This is a genomic window from Bacillus sp. L381 (assembly GCF_030284525.1).
Lineage (GTDB): Bacteria > Bacillota > Bacilli > Bacillales > Bacillaceae > Bacillus > Bacillus amyloliquefaciens.
On sequence record NZ_CP127224.1, the window covers coordinates 259,910 to 283,439 of the forward strand.

22 protein-coding genes are annotated in these 23,530 nt (G+C 45.6%); 12 read left to right on the top strand and 10 right to left on the bottom strand.

The genetic code is table 11. The features are described 5' to 3' along the window. Window positions 1-40: 40 nt before the first annotated feature. Window positions 41-301 carry a YbyB family protein gene (locus QRX25_RS01290; protein ID WP_013350875.1) on the bottom strand — a complete coding sequence of 87 codons (261 nt, stop codon included), beginning with the start codon at window positions 299-301 and terminating at the stop codon, window positions 41-43. 184 nt (window positions 302-485) lie between these two features. On the opposite strand from QRX25_RS01290, the gene aimA reads away from it, so the two are divergent. Together aimA and QRX25_RS01300 are read left to right on the top strand one after the other, a co-directional pair. After that, complete coding sequence (gene aimA, locus QRX25_RS01295; RefSeq protein ID WP_115998283.1) at window positions 486-2,105, top strand: glutamate/serine transporter AimA; 1,620 nt, start codon at window positions 486-488, stop codon at window positions 2,103-2,105. 609 nt (window positions 2,106-2,714) lie between these two features. Continuing rightward, window positions 2,715-2,963 carry a DUF2651 family protein gene (locus QRX25_RS01300; protein WP_014720665.1) on the top strand — a complete coding sequence of 83 codons (249 nt, stop codon included), beginning with the start codon at window positions 2,715-2,717 and terminating at the stop codon, window positions 2,961-2,963. Window positions 2,964-3,163: 200 nt separating this feature from the next. On the opposite strand, the gene QRX25_RS01305 is transcribed toward QRX25_RS01300, so the two are convergent. Both QRX25_RS01305 and glpT read right to left on the bottom strand, forming a co-directional pair. Next, the gene (locus QRX25_RS01305; protein ID WP_212100153.1) at window positions 3,164-4,048 is read right to left on the bottom strand and encodes a glycerophosphodiester phosphodiesterase; all 885 of its coding nucleotides are present in this window, start codon (window positions 4,046-4,048) and stop codon (window positions 3,164-3,166) included. Window positions 4,049-4,145: 97 nt separating this feature from the next. Beyond that, on the bottom strand, window positions 4,146-5,480 hold the full coding sequence (gene glpT / locus QRX25_RS01310; protein WP_065980607.1) for a glycerol-3-phosphate transporter: 1,335 nt from the start codon (window positions 5,478-5,480) through the stop codon (window positions 4,146-4,148). 336 nt (window positions 5,481-5,816) lie between these two features. On the opposite strand from glpT, the gene QRX25_RS01315 reads away from it, so the two are divergent. Next, window positions 5,817-6,059: a DUF2651 family protein gene (locus tag QRX25_RS01315; protein WP_045508742.1), complete on the top strand. Its 243-nt coding sequence runs from the start codon at window positions 5,817-5,819 to the stop codon at window positions 6,057-6,059. Window positions 6,060-6,113: 54 nt separating this feature from the next. Here QRX25_RS01315 and hpaB read toward each other — a convergent pair whose 3' ends face one another. The 4 genes from hpaB to QRX25_RS01335 form a co-directional block, all read right to left on the bottom strand. Further along, window positions 6,114-7,559 (bottom strand): 4-hydroxyphenylacetate 3-monooxygenase, oxygenase component, encoded by a 1,446-nt coding sequence (gene hpaB, locus QRX25_RS01320; RefSeq protein WP_212100156.1) that lies wholly within the window; start codon window positions 7,557-7,559, stop codon window positions 6,114-6,116. Between the two features lie 148 nt (window positions 7,560-7,707). Beyond that, a complete protein-coding gene (locus QRX25_RS01325; protein WP_258415565.1) occupies window positions 7,708-8,106 on the bottom strand; it encodes a hypothetical protein in 399 nt (132 codons plus the stop codon). Between the two features lie 562 nt (window positions 8,107-8,668). Beyond that, window positions 8,669-10,870 carry a glycoside hydrolase domain-containing protein gene (locus tag QRX25_RS01330; RefSeq protein WP_212100161.1) on the bottom strand — a complete coding sequence of 734 codons (2,202 nt, stop codon included), beginning with the start codon at window positions 10,868-10,870 and terminating at the stop codon, window positions 8,669-8,671. A gap of 209 nt (window positions 10,871-11,079) precedes the next feature. Then, entirely contained in the window at window positions 11,080-11,382 is a 303-nt protein-coding gene (locus tag QRX25_RS01335) for a contact-dependent growth inhibition system immunity protein (RefSeq protein WP_212100163.1), read from the bottom strand. A gap of 297 nt (window positions 11,383-11,679) precedes the next feature. Between QRX25_RS01335 and QRX25_RS01340 the strand changes: the two genes are divergently transcribed. The 8 genes from QRX25_RS01340 to trhO all read left to right on the top strand — a co-directional run bounded on the left by QRX25_RS01340 (window position 11,680) and on the right by trhO (window position 18,206). Next, window positions 11,680-12,150 carry a helix-turn-helix transcriptional regulator gene (locus QRX25_RS01340; protein ID WP_065980611.1) on the top strand — a complete coding sequence of 157 codons (471 nt, stop codon included), beginning with the start codon at window positions 11,680-11,682 and terminating at the stop codon, window positions 12,148-12,150. Window positions 12,151-12,222: 72 nt separating this feature from the next. Further along, window positions 12,223-13,290 carry an iron-containing alcohol dehydrogenase family protein gene (locus QRX25_RS01345; protein WP_212100166.1) on the top strand — a complete coding sequence of 356 codons (1,068 nt, stop codon included), beginning with the start codon at window positions 12,223-12,225 and terminating at the stop codon, window positions 13,288-13,290. An 80-nt stretch (window positions 13,291-13,370) separates the two neighbouring features. Beyond that, on the top strand, window positions 13,371-14,525 hold the full coding sequence (gene purT / locus QRX25_RS01350) for a phosphoribosylglycinamide formyltransferase 2 (RefSeq protein ID WP_065980613.1): 1,155 nt from the start codon (window positions 13,371-13,373) through the stop codon (window positions 14,523-14,525). Window positions 14,526-14,992: 467 nt separating this feature from the next. Continuing rightward, a complete protein-coding gene (pssA, locus tag QRX25_RS01355; protein WP_007409002.1) occupies window positions 14,993-15,526 on the top strand; it encodes a CDP-diacylglycerol--serine O-phosphatidyltransferase in 534 nt (177 codons plus the stop codon). Further along, the gene (locus QRX25_RS01360; protein ID WP_013350886.1) at window positions 15,517-16,005 is read left to right on the top strand and encodes a DedA family protein; all 489 of its coding nucleotides are present in this window, start codon (window positions 15,517-15,519) and stop codon (window positions 16,003-16,005) included. The genes pssA and QRX25_RS01360 overlap by 10 nt, the downstream gene beginning before the upstream one ends. Then, window positions 15,998-16,813 (top strand): phosphatidylserine decarboxylase, encoded by an 816-nt coding sequence (locus QRX25_RS01365; protein ID WP_065980614.1) that lies wholly within the window; start codon window positions 15,998-16,000, stop codon window positions 16,811-16,813. The genes QRX25_RS01360 and QRX25_RS01365 overlap by 8 nt, the downstream gene beginning before the upstream one ends. 42 nt (window positions 16,814-16,855) lie before the next feature. Next, complete coding sequence (locus QRX25_RS01370) at window positions 16,856-17,131, top strand: hypothetical protein (protein ID WP_013350888.1); 276 nt, start codon at window positions 16,856-16,858, stop codon at window positions 17,129-17,131. A gap of 106 nt (window positions 17,132-17,237) precedes the next feature. After that, on the top strand, window positions 17,238-18,206 hold the full coding sequence (trhO, locus tag QRX25_RS01375) for an oxygen-dependent tRNA uridine(34) hydroxylase TrhO (protein ID WP_065980616.1): 969 nt from the start codon (window positions 17,238-17,240) through the stop codon (window positions 18,204-18,206). Window positions 18,207-18,242: 36 nt separating this feature from the next. Here the strand turns inward: trhO and gltP are convergent, their stop codons facing one another. Further along, entirely contained in the window at window positions 18,243-19,496 is a 1,254-nt protein-coding gene (gene gltP, locus QRX25_RS01380) for a glutamate-aspartate/proton symporter GltP (RefSeq protein ID WP_193351234.1), read from the bottom strand. Window positions 19,497-19,847: 351 nt separating this feature from the next. Here gltP and QRX25_RS01385 point away from each other — a divergent pair, with 351 nt between their 5' ends. Next, a complete protein-coding gene (locus QRX25_RS01385) occupies window positions 19,848-20,915 on the top strand; it encodes a branched-chain amino acid aminotransferase (RefSeq protein ID WP_212100169.1) in 1,068 nt (355 codons plus the stop codon). Between the two features lie 38 nt (window positions 20,916-20,953). Here QRX25_RS01385 and QRX25_RS01390 read toward each other — a convergent pair whose 3' ends face one another. Together QRX25_RS01390 and mmuM are read right to left on the bottom strand one after the other, a co-directional pair. After that, complete coding sequence (locus QRX25_RS01390; protein ID WP_212100172.1) at window positions 20,954-22,357, bottom strand: amino acid permease; 1,404 nt, start codon at window positions 22,355-22,357, stop codon at window positions 20,954-20,956. Window positions 22,358-22,470: 113 nt separating this feature from the next. Next, complete coding sequence (gene mmuM, locus QRX25_RS01395) at window positions 22,471-23,418, bottom strand: homocysteine S-methyltransferase (RefSeq protein WP_115998279.1); 948 nt, start codon at window positions 23,416-23,418, stop codon at window positions 22,471-22,473. Window positions 23,419-23,530 lie beyond the last annotated feature (112 nt).

Here is a 23,530-nt window from a genome sequence, read left to right on the forward strand (position 1 = left end):
GCTGCCTCCGTTTTATACGGCCGGGCAGCTTGGAAACAGATTATTTCTTCTTGTCATCATAGTATTGAACCGGGTACATGGAGCCTTCGGATACCATTTTGTTATCTTCAATATCTTCGGGATGCGGGTTGCCTGCTTTATTGACGGGAAATGATTCAATATCGTGCTTACCGGAAAGCGATGTTTTCATATTGCGGATAAAGCTCTTCACCTTTTGGCGGTTTGATTTATCTTTGAGCAGGTAGGAAGTCACTCCGACAGTCGACACGGCAAGTCCTGAAATGAGCAGTTTTTGTTTCATGATAAAAACTCCTTTCTATTTCTGGCTTGCAGTATTTATTCCCGCTTGACGGCTGTTTAAACATCGAAGGGTAATTTTGGCTTTCTGCTTTAATGCGATAAAGATTGACAAATCTATTTTCAGAATAATATTATAAATATATGATAGGGCTGGAGTCATATTTTATGTGAAAGGTGTTAACTTTATGAATCAATTACATCGCAGAATGGGAACGTTTGCACTCATGATGGTCGGACTTGGGTCGATGATTGGCTCCGGCTGGTTATTCGGGGCATGGCGGGCTGCTCAGATTGCGGGACCTGCCGCCATTATTTCCTGGATTATTGGTATGATCGTTATTCTGTTTATCGCACTTTCTTACAGTGAATTAGGTTCAATGTTCCCGGAAGCCGGGGGAATGGTTAAATACACTCAATATTCTCATGGATCATTTATTGGATTTATTGCAGGGTGGGCAAACTGGATTGCGATTGTTTCCGTTATTCCGGTGGAAGCGGTGGCATCTGTTCAATATATGAGTTCATGGCCGTGGGACTGGGCCAAATGGACAAGCAATCTTGTTCATAACGGCACACTTACGGGAGAGGGGCTCGGCTTTGCGTCCGTATTGCTGATTATTTACTTTTTACTGAATTATTGGACAGTTAACTTATTTTCGAAGGCGAATTCATTGATTACCATCTTTAAAATCATTATTCCGGGGCTGACAATCGGGGCTTTGCTGTTTACCGGTTTTCACGGCGGAAACTTCACATCAGGATCAAGCATTGCGCCGAACGGCTGGGCGAGCGTGCTGACGGCGGTAGCCACATCAGGTATCGTGTTTGCGTTTAACGGGTTTCAAAGCCCGATTAACATGGCCGGAGAAGCAAAAAATCCCGGCAAATCGATTCCGATTGCGGTTGTCGGTTCGTTATTGGTCGCAACCGTCATTTACGTCCTGCTGCAAATCGCGTTTATCGGTGCGGTTGAACCTTCAATGATCGTTCACGGCTGGAGTCACCTGAACTTTAACTCTCCATTTGCCGATTTGGCGATCGCGTTGAATATTAACTGGCTTGTCATTATCCTTTATGCGGATGCGTTCGTATCTCCGTCAGGAACAGGTATCACTTATACCGCTACGACGTCCCGCATGATTTACGGCATGGAAAAAAATAAGTATATGCCGAGCATTTTCGGAAAGCTTCATCCGCTGTACGGCGTGCCGCGCCAAGCGATGATTTTTAATCTGATCGTATCGTTTATCTTTCTGTTTTTATTCAGAGGATGGGGTGTGCTTGCTGAAATTATTTCCGTAGCGACACTGATTTCTTATATCACGGGTCCTGTGACCGTTATGACGCTGCGGCGGACGGCTGCGGATTTGTACCGGCCTCTCCGTCTGAAAGGCCTCAGCGTGATTGCTCCGCTAGGCTTCGTATTCGCGTCTCTCGTGCTGTATTGGGCGCGCTGGCCGTTAACGGGGCAGGTGCTGTTTATCATTTTGATCGGCCTTCCGATTTACTTCTACTACCAAGCGAAAGCGAAGTGGAAAGGATTCCGCCGAAACTTTAAAGGCGGCGTCTGGATGGTTGTCTATCTGCTCAGCATGATGGTCATTTCATGGCTCGGAAGTGAAAAATTCGGCGGTCTGGACATCATTCCGTACGGCTGGGATATGGGGCTGATCGCAATCGTTGCCCTTGTTTTCTATATGTGGGCGCTTAAGAGCGGATTCCAAACGGAGTATTTGAAAGACGCCAAAGCAATCAACGATCAATTAAAAGGCGGACAGGCGGAAGCCGCTGCGGGAAAAGAATAATGATAATGCAAACCTTGCGGTAAACGTTCCGCAAGGTTTTTTTTATCGGGCAAAAAACATGGATGCGGCATCATCTCCGAACCCATGTGGCTCGATACAGGCTGACGATGAATGAGAGCAAGCCTAACGACAGAACAACCGAGGCCAGTATTCTTTTTTTCTCATGATTTCTCCGTCTTATCAATAACTGTCTTCCATTAATTTTTTGTGAAAAATGACATTCTATATCATTTGGCAGCTAATTCAATACTTTATGCTTTCGATCTGAAAAGTATGAAGCCGGGAAAAAAATCACGTTAAATAGATCCACAAAATTTGAAAACCAAGCAAAATTCACTTATTTTGACGAGTCTGAAATTTCCTTGTTAGAATTAAATAGAGATGGTAAATAAGTGATTAATTGTTACTCTTATAAAAACGGAAAAAAATTAAAATCTACTCCTATCAGAGGACTTGAAAAAATGATTAACAATACCCATGTTTCTGAATATGACTTTTTTATGATTAAGAAAAACAAAGAAGTATGGAGTGATTAGATACATTTTTTAAATGGCTAGACAGCTGAGTGAGTATACTTAAGGGAAATTAAATTCACAAAGGAGAATAATAATGGATGAGTTAGATCTTGCTTTTGGTATTTTACCACTTTCTATTATCGTCTTATCGATTATATTCACTTATATTTTCAAAAAAGTGTATATAATGCCGCTTGTCAGTATAGTTGTTTCAGTTATATTAATGTTCACTGTTTTTAATCTATCCTTCTGGGGATGGGTGGTTGTCTATGGTTTAGTATCACTTGTATTATCGTCTATTACAAATAGTATAAGAAAGAAAATAGATAATAGAAATAAATAATTATATCCTTTTGTTTGTAAGGTATCACAGGTCATTCACAATTACAGTGATACCTTTAATGAATATAAAAATTTTTCAATTGGGTGAATATTTAATAATATGCTCCGCCCGCTGCATAACCCATGCTGGCGTTTGCATTATCGGGATACTTGTCCAAAAAAACATGGGTTCGGCATCATCTCCGAACCCATGTGGCTTCATTATTTATATTCTTTTTTGACCTTTTGGAATATATCCGCATAGTTGGTAAACACACCGGTTACGCCCCAATTCAGCAGACGGCGCATGTCCGCTTCGCTGTTTACGGTGTAAGGGTGCAGCAGCAGTCCGTGGCTGCGTATGTTCCGGACGTTTTGAGCGTTCAGCGCTTTGTAATCCGGTCCGATTCCGACGGCATATGTTTTGATGTCCGTTAAATCTGCGTCAGTCATTGAAGTCAGCTGTTCCGCTTCAAGCAATAGGACGGCAGGAAGTTTCGGATCAAGCTTTTTGATTTTCAGAAGGCTGTCCTTGCTGAAAGACTGAATGATGACTTGTCCGGGTTTCGCATGCTTTCCTGCCAACTTGTACTTTTTCAGTGAAGCGATCAGTTTTTCTTCCATACCCGGATACGTTTCAGGCGCCTTTGTTTCAATATAATAGTTTGCATGTCTGCCGAATCGTTTTAACACGTCATCAAGTGTTGGTACACGAAGTCCCGCGTATTGCGGTTTTGCTTTTTCCGGATAGGCCTTATTGAACCAAGAGCCGGCGTCGAGCTTTTGAATTTCGGCTAATGTATGATCTTTCACCCAGCCGTGTCCGTTTGTGGTGCGGTCCAGTTTTTCGTCATGCATGACGATCAGCTTGCCGTCTTTTGTCATTTGCAAATCCAATTCAATATAGTCTGCCTTCATTTTTTGCGCAGTTTCATAAGAAAGGATCGTGTGCTCCGGCACATATCCTGAAGCACCTCGATGGGCAATGGTCAAAACTCTGTCAGGAGACAAGAGATTTCCTTTTCCCGCTGCCGATACAGGCGTGACGATAAATGACAATAAACCGAATGAAAGCAAAACCAAAGCAAACAACTTATGTTTCCGCATGTTTTCTTCCCCCTTAAAAAAATCAATATCTGTCTCTAGCGTAGAAGATAGTTGTAAATCCTGTACTGCAAAAATATTAATCTTTTATGTTGTTTTCTTACGCATGCTCCGCCCGTTTGCCTGTATTCCACGTCATCGCCAAGAAGACGATGGACAGCAAGCATGAGGTGACAAGCATGATAAATCCTCCGTTCCAGTCAAAGCGGTCTACGACATAACCCATGATGGCGTTGGCGAAAGCTGAGCCTCCGATGTAGCCGAAAAACCCGGTTAAGCCGGCTGCCGTTCCCGCCGCTTTTTTAGGAGCAAGGTCAATAGCCTGAAGCCCGATAAGCATGACAGGTCCATAGATTAAGAACCCGATGCTGATAAGCGCGATATTATCGACGAGCGGATGACCGGCAGGGTTAAGCCAATAAACCAATACAGCGATAAATACACCGGCCATGAACAGTACGCCTGCAGGTGCGCGGCGGCTTTTGAAAAACCGGTCGCTGATCCAGCCGCACAAAATCGTTCCCGGAATTCCCGCGTATTCATAAAGGAAATAAGACCATCTGGAATCTTCAGGAGAGAATCCTTTCGCTTCCGTCAAATAAGTCGGCGCCCAGTCAACGACACCGTACCGCACGAAGTAAACAAACACATTGGCAAATGCGATATACCACAGAAATTTATTATTCAGCACGTATTTAAAAAGAATTTCTTTGGTCGTCATCTCTTTTTCCTGGTCTTTAAACGCATGTTTCGGATAGTCATTCCGGTATTCCTCAATCGGCGGAAGCCCGCATGATTGCGGAGTGTCCCGAACGAGAAGAACAATCACAAATGAAATGACAATGGCTATAATGGCCGGAAAGAAAAACACGCTTTTCCAAGTAACAAACATAGCGATGCCGAGTGTCACGAGCGGGGCGAGAATACCTCCGCCTATGTTATGGGCGACATTCCATATCGACATTTTCGTACCGCGTTCACTGATGGAAAACCAATGAGCCATCGTCCGTCCGCAAGGCGGCCAGCCCATTCCTTGAAACCACCCGTTAATAAACATAAAAATGAACATAATCGTCACGCTTGAAGTGACCCATGGCATGGAAACAAATAAAATGTTTACGACACCTGACAAAAACAGACCCGTCGCAAGGAAATACCTCGGGTTGCAGCGGTCAGACACCATCCCCATAATAAATTTGCTGAAGCCGTAAGCGATAGATACGGCCGCAAGCACCAAGCCAAGTTCTCCTTTTGAAAACCCTTGTTCCTGAAAATAAGGAATGGCGAAGGCAAAGTTTTTGCGAAGCAAATAATACCCGGCATATCCGATGAAAATCCCTAAAAATACTTGCAGCCTGAGCCGTTTATAGGCCGCATCCGTCTTTGAATCATCCAATCTCTCAATATGCGGAGCCGGCTTGAACAACTGAAACATCATATCCTCCCCTTTGCTGAACGTCTATCATGATGTATGTATGACTCCTTTCCTTGAAAATGACAAAAAGAACCAGAAATCACCCTTGTAAAAGGGCGGGTTTTTCTGGCTCTCCTCATCTCCATCCAAAAATCATTAACTTGTATATGATAGCGCTTTCTTTAAATTATCACAGTCCGGTGCGATTGTAAACGTTTTAAGGAAAGTTTTCATTTTTTTGATTAAATAACCGAAGGGAATATCAGCCGGAACGCGAAAGGATTTGAAGTACTCGTTTTTGTACTCAGGCATAAGATGTGTTAGGCCGATTTAAGAAAAGCGAAGGGAGTGCATCTGTTGATTGATGAATTGGATTTTGCGTTCGGTGTTCTGCCGCTTTGTATTATCATCTTGTCAGTCGCCGGAACGTATCTGTTTAAAAACGCGTTCATTATGCCGGCTGCCGCTTTGGCCGTTTGCCTTATATGCACCTTTACCGTATTGAATTACTCGTTTATCGGGTGGGCCGTTGTGTACACGCTTGTCTCTTTCGCGTTATCCCATATTACGATGGTGGTGATCAGACAAAATAAAAAATAGGATCGGCGGCAGCCGATCCAGCTATCATAAGCAGAGATGAGGCTCTGCTTTGTTTTATTTATGAATGTGCAGGAATTCCTTAATGACAGCGGCCTGTTCTTCTTTCGGATACGTTCTGTACAGATGGCTGTTTAAGCGGACGGGGTCTCCGAAGAAGTATCGTTCATATTGTGTCTGTCTCGTGCCGAAGGGGCTCATGGTCAAATCCCATGCCAGGCGGAACACTTTCACCCGATCCTCAGCGTTCAATTCGGCTGCCTGTAAATATTGGTCAAGGTCTCCCCTGATATCTGAATGGAACGCTTTTTCAGTCGGCAAAGTTACCATTCCGCTTGCCCCGATCAGCTGAATGATTTCCGTAAAGCGCGGGTAGATGTCAGGAAAAATCGCGCTGACAACACGAAGCGGAATGACACTCGGCCGCATATATCCCCATTCATCTGTTTCCGCATCATTCTCCGACTTTTCCAAAAGTGCTTTCATCGTTTCCAGACCGGTGATGATCTCAGCCATCTTTGCCTGAATGTGCTGATACTCGCTGACATCTATCGTATCGACAATCGTCTGGGCAAGGCCCAAGAGAAACTCCGTCTTTACGATTTGTCTCGTGATGACTTGATGAAATGCGAAGGCGTTAAAAGAGCTTTTCATATTAAAATCAAAAGCCGCATCGTAATTATCATAATAAAATACGCGTTCCCAAGGCACTAAAACGTTATCAAATACAACGACAGAATCCATTTCTTCATATCTTGAGCTGAGCGGATAATCAAATGATGATTTTCCCAGTACGAAAGATTCCCTGCAGATGAATTTTACTCCCTTTGTATTAGAAGGGATTGAAAAAGCGAACGCTTCATCCGATTCAAAATACATCTTAGGCAGAGAAACCACGAGCACTTCATCTGTCAGGCCGCCTTGTGTGGCCAAAATCCGGGCGCCGTGAATGACGAGTCCTTTTTCATTTTTTTCGATGACTTTTGCCGAGATAGGGGCAGATGACACGTTTACACCCAATTGCGAACGATTCACCTGAGGGGTGATAAACGTGTGCGTAAAAGAAAGATCCTGTGCAACAGCGCGTTCGTACAGCGCTTGAACATGTTCAGGAAAACAATGATCCCTGTCTTTCAAAATCGCGGCAGAAGAGGCGAAACTCATCAGCACGGTATTCATGTAATCCGGGCTCCGTCCCATCATTCCATGCGTGTGCCTGGCCCAGTGCTCGAACATTTTTCTTCTTCTTTTTAAGTCTTCTTTTGTTTTCGGCTGCAGGTATGAAAGCCCGGCCCGTTCTTTTTTACCGGGAAGACTGTAAGTCATCTGGTCTTTTAAGCCCGGTTTCGTCTGCAAATCATAAAGAGAGCGCTTCGTTTCCAGAAGGCCCTTAAATGCAGGATGTTCAGAAATGTGTCCCTCGATCTTTTCACCGTCAAGCCAAATCTCATTCTCAAGCCGGTTTAATCGGTCAATAAACATTTTGCCATTAATGATACCCATTATGTCGCCCTTCTTTCTTTACAGATCCACTACCTCATTATATTGAAAACGAAATTGGGTGTTCCGGTTATTTCCAAAGGGGAAGAGCCTTTTTTGGCAAGGGAGGTGAAGGGATTGCATTAAAAAAACCCCTTAAGCAGAGGGGTTTTTAACTGATCATGTCTTTGTATCGTTGTTCGAGGACGAAGTCTATCATTCCGGTGATACGGGTGTTTTCAGCGTTTTTTGTAAAGTGAGGAATTGAGTGCAAAGGTCCTTTTTGGTACAGTTTCAGCAGTTTTGTAAGATACAGTAAGCCTCTGGCGAATAAAAAAAGCAGGAGATACGGAAAGAGGCGGGGAACATGAACATAGCTGACTTGACCTGAGAAAAGTGCTGTCAGAAACATGGCAATAATGCTTCCGATAAAAATCCATTTCATAAAATCAAATAAAGAGAAGTCAGGTTTGGAAAACTGGTTTTTCAGCTTGAATAACTTCTCAGTATCCTGTTCTTCAAGACATTTCATCAGTTCTTCATCATTTTTACAAGAGCTAATCTGTTTCATGCTTTCTTCGAGTGTATTATCACTTTTTTTACCGCCAGCTAAAGAAGATAGTGTATGATATTTCTTTTCCAGATTTGTATTTATTATATTTATTACTCTGAAGGAGTAAGTGTTTCTTCTTAAGCGGGTGTCAGGTAACAGGCCTTTTTTTTCACGCGATAAAAACATATAAAACGTTACAATACATCCGATTGTAAACAGTGAAAACACTGCCGGTAACAGATCAGACAAAATGGGAACGGGAATGAGTGTTTTGACTTGAATAAACAAGAATGAAGTGAAGATTAACGCCATCGCTATACAGCAAAAAGCAATCTTCATGAGCATTTGAAAAGGAAGAGACGGAGCAGAGTAATAGTACTTTAAAAGATTGAGCGTATGTACATCCTGTTCAGATAAAAAGTCCATCATTTCTTGTTCATTCTTACATTTTAACAATCTTTGTGCGGTTTGCTTTGCTGTGTTAAATGCGGATTGATTTTCATTCAATGAGTGAAACCTCCAAAAAAAAATAATAGGAATAAAACTGCATGAATGAGATATTCATGCAGTTTTTCTTTGATTAGTAGAGATCAGTCATATAAGCGTAAAGGGCTAGTAAAACTGCGGCGAATTCAGTTACCGCTTCTACTGTTTTATTCCCAGTCGGTTCTGTAAGGATCTTAGAGGTAAAATAGAAAGCAGACAGGCCTGCAACAATGACGAGGCTTGAAGGGAGAAGATCCCAGTCCTTCGCTAATTCACTTTCAGTAGATGAAACCGGTACACCTTTATACGTTTTAATTCTAAACGTAAACATGGTCGTAAGTCCAGTTGTGGATCCATCGGCCACTGGAATGTCAGGTGTATAGATCTTAATTGAAACATCTAATGACTGAGCAGATGGGGTTACTCCCATTTCCAGATAACCGTTTCTTACGGATAGGCTCAGATTTTCTAATAAATTTTGATAAGAACGAATGTCTGAAGTCGTAAGTATTGTTTGTGTATCTCCCAGTAAACCAGTAACATAAGCCCCGGGCTTTCCATTCGTTATTGTCATTGTATTAGCAGAGCCCTCACTTGGGATCGTATACAGAATTGAAGTAGACAATAAGATATCTAAAGTTGGGGAAGTTAAAATGGTTTCGGTTGTACCGAATTCGAACATCATATTGGCAAGACCGGGTGCATTCTCTAAAGCTGGAATTGTTGACAGGATATTGGTTAATGTGTTTAGTCTTGCATCATACACAGGATCAGAAGGCGGATGGACGCTGCTTACTCCCGAGTCTTTTCCTGAATATGCGTCTTTGTCAATGGCGACTTTTCCCGCTCCGCTTCCGATCGTTCCTTCATAAAATTGATCAAAAGCCCAGTTTTTCGGCATCGGGTATCCGAGGTTGCCGCTGAACCCGGTCGACATGTTAGCTGTAAAGCTATACTTGGTCAGACCTGCTTCTGACGTGCGGATACAAATGTTTCTTGGTCCGTAAACCCCGATTTCATATTTCGGCGCAGTTGAGAACGCCTGCATTTTCATAAAAGCTGACTTGATTTCTTGAAAGTAAGGGATGATTTTATCTGTGACTTCATAATCATACGCATCAAAATCGACGGCAAAGTAAATAGTCGTGCCTGACGGAAAACCTAATCTTCGGGCGGCTGATGCAGCGCTGTAAGCATCTCTCGTTCCTTGGTCTTTTACAAAATAAGAAGATTCATAGCCGCCGTCCTGATAAATCGGAAAGACGCTTAAGCCGGCATCGAAAATAGTGGAAAGCTCTTTTGACGTCAACGCCTTCGATGTCAGTCCGCTGCTTGTCCGCACATTCCCGGTCAGATATCTACCCACGATTTTATAGCCATTCTCACGCAAAGTTTTAGACGTATCTGCCGTTAAAATTGTGGCAGTGTCACAAGCTGAAGCTGCCCGCGTTGTGTCGCCTGAGCTTGATAATAAAGCTTTAATCGTCGGCATGTCCGCATAACCTGTCTGCGGCAGACACATAAACTCTTGGAAAGCTTTAACTGCTGATACAACCCCGACGCCGTATTTCCCGTCAAATTCACCGGGATCAAACGCTTCCCCATTACAGTAAAGCGCGTATTGAACAATCAAAACAAAACCTGTTCTTGAATCACCGGGGGTCAAGGTTGGGCATAAGCTGGTCGTTCCGTTTCCAAAAAATCCGTTAGCGACACTTGTACTCATGCCTTCTTCTTTTTGCAGGGCATAAATGAGAGCCTTGTTCGTATCGCGGGCATATAATCCGTCACAAGGCATCAGACCGATATAATCATTGTAATCCCGGTTTAGGTTTTGCTGGATTTGGCGGATTCTTTTATCTCCTTCTGCTACTAACCGGAAAGCGCTCATATCCAGTAAGGCTTTCATAATGAGTGCCGTGACGATGCCGTCTTGTTTAGTGAGCCCGGCCGCCTTTTGAAACTCTTTTACAGCGTTTTCGGTATTTTCATAGAAAACGCCTGAAAATCCGCCGGGGTTAAACCCTTTGCACCATAGCGCTCCCTGCAGAATGTAATTCATGTTCGTCGGCTCAGAATCCGGGGCCTGCTTTTTCAACGGTTTAAACAATCTTTGTGTCGTCGGGCCGAAGTTATCGGCAGGCTCTGAAATGCCGAGCTCAATTTGAAGCGCCCGTGTCAGACCGTAAATGGTATCCCAGCCGGTTTTTCCGTTTTCCGGCACTTTGTTGTACCCGTGTCTGCCTTTGTACGTGTCATTCAGCCAAAGCTGAGTTTCCAGGACCATTTCGTCCATTGTAATCCCTCCATTACGTATAGTGTGCGTTCATTCATAGGTGGCAAACGTATGACAGCTTGTCTGCACCTATGAAACATTCGGAACGTAAGGGCGGGCATGCGGGATGCCTTTAAAAATAAAACAAGCGATCCCTCATCAATCGGAATCACCTGCTTTATTTAACGTTTTTAGTATTCTGCTTTCATCTGAATTCAATTTCACACTGCTTATCGATTTACGTATAATTCAATTTTTTTTGTTACTTGTTTCAACCATTCTAAAGGTGATGTTTCGTAGTAAGGAAAGTAAACTCCATCGGCACATTCATCTATGAGAGTATTTTTTTCTTCAATTGTCCAATCACTATTAATAAAGTTTCTCAGAAGAGGAACCAGAGATATTAAGTATTGTCTAGATTCTTCATTCAGCAATTCTTCGTATGCGGATTCCATTGAATCATAATCCTGGTGAAAGTAACAAGATAAAAAATTGCTTACTTCCTCTAAACTTTCATTCTTTACCTTTTCCATTTTACCCACCTCAATTTAACCTGATAGCCAGTTATATAAAACTGCCATCTGTTTTTCTTTTTAATACAATTTTAGCGTTTGCCATTTCTGTTATACGAGTTGACCCTTACAGTGTCCTTTCGCCTGGTTTTCTCTGACCGTATTTTACCATGAGGGTTCCAATTTCTGTTCGTGAATTGAGAAAAAGAGGAAAAGGGTTCTTTTTTACCGCTTCTTATGATTCATTTAAAGATGTTCCGATATAAAAAAGGCGTGCCGCGGTGTAAAATGGCTATATTGATAATTATGGAGGTTGAGATGGATCAAGATTATATGACTGAGCTTGTCTCGGTCCAGCTGAAGAAAATCCGGTCGGAGAGAGGCTATACACAAGAGAAAATGGCGGATGTGATCGGCCTTTCTAAAAAGGCGCTGGTGCAGATTGAGAAAGGGCGGGCGCTCGCGGAATGGCCGCATGTCGTGGCGGTTTGCGCGCTTTTCAGATCAAGTGAAACACTGCAATCGGTATTAGGAGATGATCCGCTGGAAGTCATTGAAACGGTTGCTCACCGAACAATTGACAGGCCGAAGGGGAAGACGATGGGCGGCAGGGTGTGGTGGAAAGCCATCGAGAAAAAAGGTGAGTTCCGCTTGCAGCAGCATTTGATTTCCCACCATTACCGCATCCTCGATTCTTATGATGATTTGTGGTTCAGCAGTTTTGAAAAGGCTGATGCTTTAGAGCGGCTTGATGAACTGTTTTTGGAGGCGGAGGAAGCGAAGCGCTGACGCACCTCCGGTTGATGTATTTTCTGATAAGTGGGAAAATACATATAAATCCTAACCAAAGGAGAGATTCGAATGAAGCCTGAAGATATCGTGCGAAGCGGCCCGAATCAGTACATATGCAAGGAAGGGATCGCAAAAGAACTTCCCGGGCTGGCGGAGGTATTCAGAAAACCCGTTATTGTGACTGGAATCAAGTCCTATCAGGCGTTTGCCGATTACAGCGGGGGTTCTTCCTGGGATGTGATTCAGCATAAAGGATACTGTTCACCTGAGGCGGTGCGTAAGGTCTGTGAGCAGGCGAAAGATGCGGATGTGATCATCGGTATCGGAGGCGGCACGATTTTGGATTTGGCAAAAGCGGCGGCAGACCGGCTTGATATTGAGACTGTGATGGTTCCTTCTATTGCGGGAACGTGTGCGGCAAGTACGCCGTTAAGTGTCATGTATGATGAGAGCGGCAATTTTATCAGAGTAGATTACCATAAGCGTTCCAGCTATTTGACGCTTGTTGATCCGCTGTTTTTGCTTTCCTCTCCCATTGAATATATGAAAAGCGGGATCGGTGATACGCTGGCGAAATGGTATGAGGCTGAGGCGGTCATCAGAAATACGGAGGCGCCGCCGCTGATGGCTCAGGCGGGGCTGAGGCAGGCGGAATATATTCGCGATCTGTTATTGCGTTACAGTGAAGCAGCCGTCGAAAGCATGGAGAAAGGCAGGCTGTCATTGCCGTTCATCCATACGGCGGAAACGATCATTATGCTTGCGGGAACGGTCGGCGGGTATGGGGGCCGTTTGTGCAGGATGGCAGGGGCGCATGCGGTGCATAACGGGCTCAGTTTTCTTCAGGAGACACATCAGGTGCTGCACGGCCAGAAGGTTGCTTATGGCATATTGGTGCAGCTTGCGCTTGAGAATCGGAGACAAGAGATTGAAGAGCTGCTTCCGTTTTACCGCCGGCTCGGATTTCCCGTCAGTCTCTTTGATCTCGGCATCCGTGACAGCCGTGAGGAAGCCAAGCGCCGTATCGCTTCTCACGCCTGCCGGGCGGAAGAATCGTTATGCTTAATGGGGCAATATGGCGAAAAGGACGTGTCAGCGGCGATTGAATCGCTCGAATCAGCGCAAAAGACAGGATAGAGCTTGTGATCTATCTTGTCTTTATTTTTTGAATATTTCCGTTATAATGAGTGGATATAGAAAGGGAGGGGCCAAAGGACATGTATCAGGCGAAGAAGATGTTGTTATTAGGATCAGGCGAGCTGGGGAAAGAAGTCGTCATTGAAGCGCAGCGGCTCGGGGTTGTCACTGTAGCCGTTGACAGCTATGAGCATGCCCCTGCCATGCAGGCCGCGCACAAAAGCTATGTGATTGATATGCTTGATAAAGCGCAGGTCAGAGAAGTCATTGAAAAAGAAAAGCCAGACTTGATCGTGCCGGAAGTGGAGGCCATTGCGACGGATGAACTGCTGAAGCTTGAAGAAGAAGGCTTTCACGTCATTCCGAATGCGCGTGCGGCAAAGCTGACGATGGACCGTGAAGGCATCAGACGGCTTGCGGCAGAGACGCTGCATCTTCCGACTGCCGGCTATGAATTCGCGAATACATATGAAGAATTTAAAGAAGCGGCGGAAACAATCGGCTTTCCGTGTGTGGTGAAGCCGCTGATGAGCTCTTCCGGAAAAGGGCAAAGCGTGTGCCGTTCGGCTTCCGAACTGAAAAGCTGCTGGGACATGGCGATGGAAGGCGGACGGGTGAAAAACGGCCGGGTCATCGTCGAGGAATTCATTCCGTTTGAATCGGAAATCACTCTTTTGACAGTGCGTGCGGCGAACGGTACGTCCTTTTGCGCGCCGATCGGCCATGAACAAAAAGACGGCGACTATATAGAATCGTGGCAGCCTCATCATATGACGGAACAGCAGGTTGAAGAGGCGAAACACATTGCGAAAAGCATAACGGACGAGCTCGGCGGATACGGTTTGTTCGGGGTGGAACTTTTCCTTACTAAAGATAAAGTGTATTTCAGCGAGGTGTCTCCTCGTCCGCATGATACAGGGCTCGTTACGCTTGTGACGCAGAATTTGTCAGAATTTGCGCTGCATGTCCGCGCGATATTGGGATTTCCGATTCCGGAAATCACCCAGCTGTCGCCGGGGGCAAGCCGTCCGCTGAAGGCATCAAAAGAGCTTGCTGATTATGCGGTTGAAGGCTTGGAGAAGGCTTTGGCGGTTAAAAGCACTCAAGTCCGCGTATTCGGAAAACCCGTCACAAAAACCGGCCGCCGTATGGCAGTTGCGCTTTCTGCAGCCGAGACGGTTGAAGAGGCGAGAGAAAGAGCGGCCGAAGCACTCAGTCATTTATCAGTCACATAACTATATCTAAAGAGGCGTTTTACCATAATGGTAAGGCGCCTTTTTTGTTTGGACAGACTATATACTGGAAAACGGGGTTGTGAGATAATGTATGAGGCCGTTTTGTATCGGCCATGAAACTTTTTATGTCCGCAATCGTTATATGTAATGTTCTCATTTAACAGAGAAGAAAATAACAATACACCATACGGTTTTTCATTCGTAAAGAACGGACAATCCGCATCGCGGCATGGAATAAATTAAGCAGGGTAATCCGGAATAGGGATAACGCCGATTGCTTACCTTAATATGAACGGCAAAAAACAAAAATCACCAGATTAGATTGTTCAAATAACACCAAATGCTGTATAATAAAAGAATTTGAATGATAGCATTGAAAGAATTTCATTTTATGTTTCCTTAAAATGGAGTCTTTATGCATACGCAGTCCGATTTGATATGGTTTTAATTGGAGGTTTGTGTAAACTGTGAATTATATACCTAGTATGATTACAATTGGAAATTTTATTTGCGGGCTTCTATCGATTCATTCCCTTTTGTATCATAATATTCACTCTGCGGTGATTTTTATTTTCACCGGGATGTTTCTTGATTTCTTTGACGGTTTGGCCGCCCGTAAGCTGAACGCGGTATCGGAGATGGGAAGGGAGCTTGACTCTTTTGCCGATCTCGTGACGTTCGGCGTGGCGCCGTCTATGCTCGCTTACAGTGTTTCACTATATACGATTCCGTTCATCGGAATTTTAATCGCGCTTTCCTACAGCATTTGCGGGATGATCCGGCTTTCGAGATTTAATATCGAACAAAGCAAGCTGCCGACGTTTATCGGGATGCCGATTCCGTTTGCGGGCATGTGTCTTGTCATTTTGAGCTTCATCAATAACGCTTTTCTTCTGGGAGCGGGAACGATTGCGCTCGGATATTTAATGGTCAGCAACATTAAATTTCCCCACTTTAAAAAACAGGCGCCTGAAAACCTGGAGAGCAGAAGATGGAACTAGTTCAGCAATTAATATCCGATTATGGATATATCGCGATTTTTCTCATGCTGACACTTGGTATTATCGGATTGCCTATTCCGGATGAAGTCATGATGACGCTAGTGGGTTACTTCACGCATTTAAAAGTGCTGAATTATGAGCTCTCCATTCTTATCAGCTTTATCGGAGCGCTTCTGGGGATGATCATCAGCTACTTCATCGGCAGAAAAGCCGGCCGGCCGTTTATTAATAAGTTCGGGAAATGGGTCGGCCTGAAAGAAAAGAGGATGGAGAAAGTAGACAGGTGGATGAAAAAGTACGGGCCGTACACCATTATTTTAGGTTATTTCATCCCCGGCATCAGACACGTGACATGCTACTTTTCCGGAATCGGCAGAATGGATTTCAAAACCTACCTATGCTTCGCCGCCATCGGAGCGTTTTTATGGTGTTTTATTTTTATTACTATAGGAAAATTCATAGGAGTAATCAATGTTTAATACTGCCGCTAAAGTTCTTTATCGTTCATTGATTGAACTGACTAATAATCGATTGACGTCTTATCTCATTAAAAACTTCTGTGAATCGAAACTGAGCAAGCCGATGATTCCGCTGTTTTCCAAACACTATCGCATCAACTGGAATGAAACGGAACGCACAGCTTCTGACTTTGATTCACTGGCGTCATTTTTCATTCGTGATATTAATTTGAATCTCCGCCCCGTGGCAAAAGAGAAGAACGCCATTGTCAGTCCGGTGGACGGCGTCGTTCAGACGGTGGGCATGATTAACCCGAATCAAACCTTCATGGTAAAAGGGAAAGATTATTCGTTCGCCGAACTGACGGGGTTTAAAAGCGCCGATCACAAATACAACGGCGGCTATTTTGCCGTGCTTTACCTGAGTCCGAGACATTATCACCGCTTCCATTCCCCCGTCAGCTGCACGTATCAGAAGCTGGCCGAGCTTGGGAAACGCTCCTATCCCGTTAATACGATGGGGCTGAAGTACGGAAAAGATGTCCTCTCAAAAAATTACCGCTATGTGTACGAGCTGACCCGTGCTGACCAGCAGATGCTCATGATTCCGGTAGGCGCGATGAATATTAACTCCATCGTTCAGACCAGCACCGGAAACAAGCTTGAAACGGGTGAAGAGCTGGGCTATTTTTCATTTGGATCGACCGTTATCTTAGTATTCGAGAAAGATATGTTTACCCCTTCGGATAACCTGACAGAAGGCCGCGAATTACAGGTCGGCCAGATCATCGGTTATGCGGAGCCACAGGAGGAGGCGTCCGCTTTATAAAAGCTGCTCCTCTTTTTTATATGGAGTAAGGAAGTGAACAATATGGCAGAAAAGGATTTGGCAAAGCTGATAGAGCAGTATCAGCATACAGGCGGCCAGCAAGTTCTTGAAGCCGTGCGGGACGCCTGCTGGCCTGTCGTCGAAGCGCTCATATCAGAGCTGGCTGAAGACAGCGCCGATGTCCTGCGGGAAAAAGGCCGTGACCGTTTTCCGTTTATTATCGGCAAGTATCAGACCGCCGCGGGCCTGCCGCTTGAGACCTTTTTGCGCAATACGTATCGGTTTTATTTTCAGCAGGTGTTAAAAGGCGAGGCATGACTGGAAGAAAGAGTCCGGACGGAAATGTTCATCTTTCGCCCGTTTTCCTGTATGATATAGTAGAGTGTGCGTGATCATTAATATAATTGAACAGGGTGTATAAATCATGGAAAAACAATATAGAGTTTTACTTTATTATAAATATGTAAAGATTGATGAGCCTGAAGAATTCACGGCTCAGCATTTGAAGTTTTGTAAGGAGCTCGGTCTGTTAGGCCGTATTTTGATTTCTGAGGAAGGCATTAACGGTACGGTGTCCGGAACGGTTGAACAGACGGATCAATACATGAAGGCGCTGAAAGCTGATCCGCGCTTTGCCGATATGCCAATCAAAATTGACGAGGCTGACGGACACGCGTTCCGCAAAATATTTGTCCGCCATAAAAAAGAGCTGGTGACGCTCCGCCTTGAAGATGATGTTGACCCGAATGTCACAACGGGCAAGCATTTGAAACCGAAAGAATTTTATGAGAAAATGCAGGATCCTGACACGATCGTAATTGACGCCAGAAACGACTATGAGTATGATCTCGGTCATTTCCGCGGAGCGGTCAGACCTGATATTGAGGCGTTCCGTGAGCTGCCGAGCTGGATTGAAGAACACAAAGACATGCTCGAAGGCAAAAAAATCCTCACGTACTGCACAGGCGGCGTACGCTGTGAAAAATTTTCCGGATGGCTGTTGAAGCAGGGCTTTGAAGATGTATCCCAGCTTGACGGCGGTATCGTCACTTACGGGAAAGACCCTGAAGTGCAAGGAAAACTGTGGGACGGACAATGCTACGTGTTTGACGAAAGAATCAGCGTACCGGTCAACCGTGTAGAGCATGTTATTATCGGAAAAGATTATTTCACAGGCGAGCCATGCGAGCGTTATGTGAACTGTGCGAATCCGGCATGTAATAAAAAAATGATCTGCACACCTGAAAATGAACACAAATACATGCGCAGCTGCAGTCACGAATGCCGAACAAACGAACGCAACATGTATGTGAAAGAACACGAAATGACTCAGGAAGAAATCAATGAACGCCTCGCTCTGATTGAAAAAGAAGATCATGCGGTGATTGATTAACAGAAAAGACCACCAATGAGGTGGTCTTTTTTGTGTTTACATACTTTCTGTCCGGGCGCTCTGGTCTGATGCGGCGGCGGGTCCTTTATAATTGAAGGCTTTTTCCCATTTGGATACGACGATGCAGGCGACCGCATGGCCGGGCACGTTGACACCGGTTCGCGCCATGTCCATGACGCGGTCGACACCGGCAATGATGGCGACGCCTTCCGCGGGGAGACCGACGGCATTCGCAGTCGCCAGAAGCACGACGAGTGAGCCTGACGGCACGGCGGCAATGCCTTTGCTTGTCATGACGAGCACAAGCATCATCAGAAGCTGCTGAGATAGCGGCATCTCCACATGAAAAGCCTGCGCCAGAAAAATACATGACACCGATAAATAGAGGCTTGAGCCGTCACAGTTCAGCGATAAACCTGACGGAACCACAAAGGAGACGACCCGCTTCGGGCATCCGTATTTCTCCATCCGATCCATCAGCTGAGGCAGAATGGTTTCTGTGCTTGTCGTGGAAAATGCGATCAAAAACAGATCCCAGATCATTTTCAGCACTTCAAAGTATTTGATTTTAAAGATAAGCCCCACAATCGGAAACAGAACGAAAAGGATTAAAAACAGCCCGAGAAATACAGTGCCGATCAGCTTCAGCATCGGAAGTAAAAGCGCAATTCCGAATTGTCCGACGGAGGCGGCCATAAGGGCGAGAACGCCGATCGGAGCGGTGACCATCACCATTTGCGTCAGCTTGAACATAATATTTGCCGTTGATTCAAAGAAATTCATGACGGGTGCGGATGCTTTGCCGATGCCGGCTGCGGCGACACCGAATAAGATTGCGAAAAAGATGACGGCGAGAAGATCATTTTTCGCCATAACGTCAATGATGTTAACGGGGATAATATCAAGAAGCATTTGTTTCAGGTCGACTACTTTTTCTGTATAGCCGGAAAGCTCGTGAATATCTTTTTTAGCAAGATGAGAGAGGTTAAGGCCGACTCCGGGCTTCAGTACGTTCGCCAATAACAGGCCGAGCCCCAGAACAAGCGTCGTAATGACTTCGAACCAAATAATCGTTTTGATGCCGAGACTGCCCATCTTTTTCATACTGCCGCTGCCGGCGGCTCCGATGACAATGGTCGAAAACACGATCGGCACGACAATCATTTTAATCAGGCGGATAAATCCGTCTCCGACGGGCCGCAGCGCCATCCCGAAATCCGGGAAGAAATGGCCGATCAATGCTCCGATGGCTAAGGCGATCAAAATCTGGAATGCGATAAATTTTTTCAAGCGAATCCCCCTTTTACTTGCGCATTTCTTACGTAATTCGTGAAGCAGGCGGCAACCACCTTCCTCTCCGTCATAAATTTGTCACACATTGACTGTGTGAAAGAGAGGATTGCTTTACATTATGTAAGCGCAAACATTGAATATGACACAAAGTCTTCATTGAAAAAAATGGAGCGGCATAGGATAAAGAAAGAATTTTACTCGAAAATATTAAAAATTTTGATAATTGTATGATATGATACGGACAACTGCATCCTCATATATCTGTGCATACACGATTCGGACAGAGAAAATGTATGCAGATTATAAAAGACTGAAAATTTTAACAATTATAAGAAAGGTGTGCTTTTGTTGAATCAACTGATTGAAAAACGTAAGGTCACAGCAAGAAAAGAAAAACCGGATTCCGCTTCATTGGGATTTGGCAAGTACTTCACTGATTACATGTTTGTTATGGATTACGAAGAAGAAAGAGGCTGGCATGATCCGAGAATCACACCTTATGAACCGGTTCATCTTGATCCGTCCGCATCCGTTTTCCATTACGGGCAAGCCGTATTTGAAGGGCTGAAAGCTTACAGGTCAGAAGACGGCCGGGTATTGATGTTCCGGCCTGACCAGAATGTCAAACGGCTGAATAAATCGTTACGGCGGATGAGCATGCCGCCTCTCGACGAGGAGCAGGCGCTGGAAGCATTGATACAATTGGTGGAGCTTGAGCAGGAATGGATTCCGAAAGAAAAAGGAACGGCATTATACATCCGTCCGTTTGTGATTGCGACTGAGCCTTCTTTAGGAGTCCGGCCTTCAAAGCGTTACAAATTCATGGTTGTCCTGACGCCTGTCGGTTCGTATTACGGCGATCAGCTGAAACCGATCCGTATTTATGTGGAGGATGAGTATGTGCGTGCTGTCAACGGCGGGGTGGGCGATGTCAAAACGTCCGGAAATTATGCGGCCAGCTTACAGGCTCAGCAAAAAGCCGAAGAACTGGGGTATGATCAGGTGCTTTGGCTAGATGGGGTGGAAAAGAAATATGCCGAAGAAGTAGGCAGTATGAATATCTTTTTCATCATAAACGGAGAGGCTGTAACGCCGGCGTTGAACGGAAGCATTCTCGGGGGCATCACCCGCGCATCTGTGATAGAGCTGTTAAAAAGCTGGGGCATACGTGTCAGGGAAGAACAGGTTGCCATTGATGACATCTACCAGGCCGCAATGAGAGGCGAAGTGTCAGAGGTATTCGGTACGGGAACCGCAGCCGTCATCTCGCCGGTCGGCGCTCTGCATATTCACGGAGAAACGATTGAGCTGAATAACGGTTTGATCGGTGAAGTGTCAGAAAGGCTCTATGAAACGATTACCGGCATCCAGGTCGGGAAGGTGCGGGATTCGTTCAGATGGGTGGTTGAAGTATAAATGAAAAGAACCCCTGCGCGGCGGGGTTCTTTTTTTGGTTATTGGGATTTAGCGGCTTGAACGCGGGCGGGGCTTTTCCGGTTTCTCAAATAATAAGCGATGTAACAGACGGCCATAAAGGCAATTCCGCAATAAAGGGCGATGGCCTGGTTCGGATCAAAAGCAATGCCGATACAGGAGGCGAGGCACAGAAGAAAGGCCGCTATCGGTACGGCCGGGTATCCCGGCGTCCGGTATTTCAGCTCTGAAACCTGATGCCCTTTTTTAAGAAACCGTCTTCTGAACAAAAATTGCGATGCAGCAATGCTCATCCACACCGCCACGACCGCAAATCCTGAGACGGAGACGAGAACAAGATAGATTGTATCGGCTGCAAATACGCTTGATAACAACGACAGAATGCCGCCGATCATACTGAAGATCAGAGCGTTAAAAGGAATGCCTTTAGACGTCAGCCTGGCAAAGGCAGGATGAAGCTCCCCTTCTTTTGACAGGGACCACAGCATACGTGATGATGCGTACAGCCCTGAATTGGCGGCAGACAGAAGCGCCGTTAAAATGACGAAATTCATCAGATCGGCCGCATAAGGCACGCCGACTCTGTCAAATACCGTGACGAACGGGCTTTCAATCACACCGGCTTCCTGGATGGAGATCATCCCTGACAGCACAAAAATCGTTCCGATAAAGAAAAGCGCCAGCCGCCAGACTGTGGTCTTAATGGCGCGCGGAACGGTTTTTTCCGGATCAGCGCTTTCACCGGCGGCGATTCCGATCAATTCCGTCCCTGAAAAGGCAAAGTTTACTGAAAGCATCGTCATCAGTATCGGGAAAAAGCCATTTGGAAAAAGGCTGCCGCCAACCGTAAAGTTCGACAGCATAGGGGCGGCCTCACCGCTTTTCATCGGGACGATGCCAAACATCGCCGCTCCGCCCAATAAAATAAACAGTAAGATGGCTAAGACTTTAATGCTTGAGAACCAAAACTCCGATTCAGCAAAAAATTTCACGGAGAAGACGTTTAATAAAAAGATGAAAAGAGCGAATACCGCACTCCACATCCAAACCGAAGTATGCGGGAACCAGCGCTGCATGAAGAGCCCGGCCGCCGTGAATTCAGAGCCCAGCGCCACCGCCCACGTCAGCCAGTACAGCCATGCGACCGTAAAGCCCGTCGCCGGTCCGATATAGGTTTTCGCATAGGTGTGGAATGCGCCCGTAACCGGCATGGCCACTGACAGTTCACCGAGGCAAAGCATGACAAGATAGACGATGCACGCGCCCAAAAGGTAAGCGAAAATGGTGCCCGCCGGACCCGCCTGATGAATGGTATACCCAGAGCTTAAAAACAGCCCCGTTCCGATCACACCTCCGAGTGAGAGCATAAAGAGATGTCTGCTTTTCATACTTCTCTGAAAACTTGTCTCGTTCTTGTTGTTCATTGTTTTCCAACTTTCTGCGAGGGCCGTTCTAATAAAAAATCTCATGCCGGCGAACGGCACGAGATTCCGGCGAACCGGCTTTTTGATTAGAATATACAAACTATTCCGATTAGTCAAGTTGTTTTTAAGGTCTTGGCCCAATCGGCAATGGCCCGGATGTCCGCAGGTTTCGTCCGGCAGCAGCCTCCGATCAGGCTCACGCCTTTTTCGTACCAGCTTTGCGCGCTTTTTCCGAAATGGTTTTCGCACGCTGCGCCTATCCAGGTTTTTGTCACCGGGTCATATTGTTCGCCGGAGTTCGGATAGGCGATAATCGGTTTGGACGCTGCCCGTTTGATTTCTTCTATCAGCGGCGGAATATGTTCAATCGGTGTGCAGTTGATGCCGATCGCTGCGATTTGGCTGCAGGAGTCGAGCATCGCCGCGCATTCGGAAATAGGCGTGCCTTCGCTGATATGCCGTCCGTCTTTGGCGCTGAAGCTGATCCATGCATAAGTGCCGGGGAATTCCCCCAGCAGCCTTGTGATCGCTTTTGCTTCTGACAGGCACGGAATGGTCTCACAGGCCAAAAGATCGGCGCCGGATTCTATGAGGGCTTTCATCCGGGGGCGGTGAAAGCGGATCAGCTCATCCTCCGTCAGTCCGTAATGTCCGCGATATTCAGAGCCGTCAGCGAGGCTCGCGCCGTAAGGTCCGATAGAAGCGGCGATCAAAGGTTTGGGCCGGTGTAAACGGTTTTCTTCATGCGCCCAAAATTCATCGCGTGCTTGTGCGGCAAGTTCAACAGATGTCTGAATGAGGCGTATCGCCTCGGTTTCTGGGATGCCGCGCGCTGCAAATCCTTTAATTGTCGATTGATAACTGGCGGTGATCGCGCAATCCGCGCCTGCGGCAAAATATTCTGCATGCACCTGTTTAATCAGTTCGGGTCTCTCCAAAAGAATTTTGGCCGACCACAGATCGTCATTTAAATCACAGCCCATCCGTTCAAGCTCGGTAGCCATCGCTCCGTCTATGATCATAACCGGATATTCATCTAATATTTGTGTAATGGGATTCATAGGTATTCCTCTCTGACTTTTCTGAAAATATATAAAAAGAGTAATAGACGCTTTTCTCTTTGTCAATGAACCCGCAGAAAAAAGGTGTTCAGGATGACTGCCTGAACACCTT

Bases quoted from the DNA above. Each gene is read 5' to 3' on its own strand.
- QRX25_RS01390 (WP_212100172.1), bottom strand. From the start codon at position 22,357: ATGAACAACAAGAACGAGACAAGTTTTCAGAGAAGTATGAAAAGCAGA.
- glpT (WP_065980607.1), bottom strand. From the start codon at position 5,480: ATGTTTCAGTTGTTCAAGCCGGCTCCGCATATTGAGAGATTGGATGAT.
- QRX25_RS01290 (WP_013350875.1), bottom strand. From the start codon at position 301: ATGAAACAAAAACTGCTCATTTCAGGACTTGCCGTGTCGACTGTCGGA.
- QRX25_RS01325 (WP_258415565.1), bottom strand. From the start codon at position 8,106: ATGAAACAGATTAGCTCTTGTAAAAATGATGAAGAACTGATGAAATGT.
- QRX25_RS01300 (WP_014720665.1), top strand. From the start codon at position 2,715: ATGGATGAGTTAGATCTTGCTTTTGGTATTTTACCACTTTCTATTATC.
- aimA (WP_115998283.1), top strand. From the start codon at position 486: ATGAATCAATTACATCGCAGAATGGGAACGTTTGCACTCATGATGGTC.
- purT (WP_065980613.1), top strand. From the start codon at position 13,371: ATGTATCAGGCGAAGAAGATGTTGTTATTAGGATCAGGCGAGCTGGGG.
- hpaB (WP_212100156.1), bottom strand. From the start codon at position 7,559: ATGGGTATCATTAATGGCAAAATGTTTATTGACCGATTAAACCGGCTT.
- QRX25_RS01330 (WP_212100161.1), bottom strand. From the start codon at position 10,870: ATGGACGAAATGGTCCTGGAAACTCAGCTTTGGCTGAATGACACGTAC.
- QRX25_RS01360 (WP_013350886.1), top strand. From the start codon at position 15,517: ATGGAACTAGTTCAGCAATTAATATCCGATTATGGATATATCGCGATT.
- QRX25_RS01305 (WP_212100153.1), bottom strand. From the start codon at position 4,048: ATGCGGAAACATAAGTTGTTTGCTTTGGTTTTGCTTTCATTCGGTTTA.
- mmuM (WP_115998279.1), bottom strand. From the start codon at position 23,418: ATGAATCCCATTACACAAATATTAGATGAATATCCGGTTATGATCATA.
- QRX25_RS01335 (WP_212100163.1), bottom strand. From the start codon at position 11,382: ATGGAAAAGGTAAAGAATGAAAGTTTAGAGGAAGTAAGCAATTTTTTA.
- QRX25_RS01365 (WP_065980614.1), top strand. From the start codon at position 15,998: ATGTTTAATACTGCCGCTAAAGTTCTTTATCGTTCATTGATTGAACTG.
- QRX25_RS01345 (WP_212100166.1), top strand. From the start codon at position 12,223: ATGAAGCCTGAAGATATCGTGCGAAGCGGCCCGAATCAGTACATATGC.
- trhO (WP_065980616.1), top strand. From the start codon at position 17,238: ATGGAAAAACAATATAGAGTTTTACTTTATTATAAATATGTAAAGATT.
- QRX25_RS01370 (WP_013350888.1), top strand. From the start codon at position 16,856: ATGGCAGAAAAGGATTTGGCAAAGCTGATAGAGCAGTATCAGCATACA.
- QRX25_RS01340 (WP_065980611.1), top strand. From the start codon at position 11,680: ATGGATCAAGATTATATGACTGAGCTTGTCTCGGTCCAGCTGAAGAAA.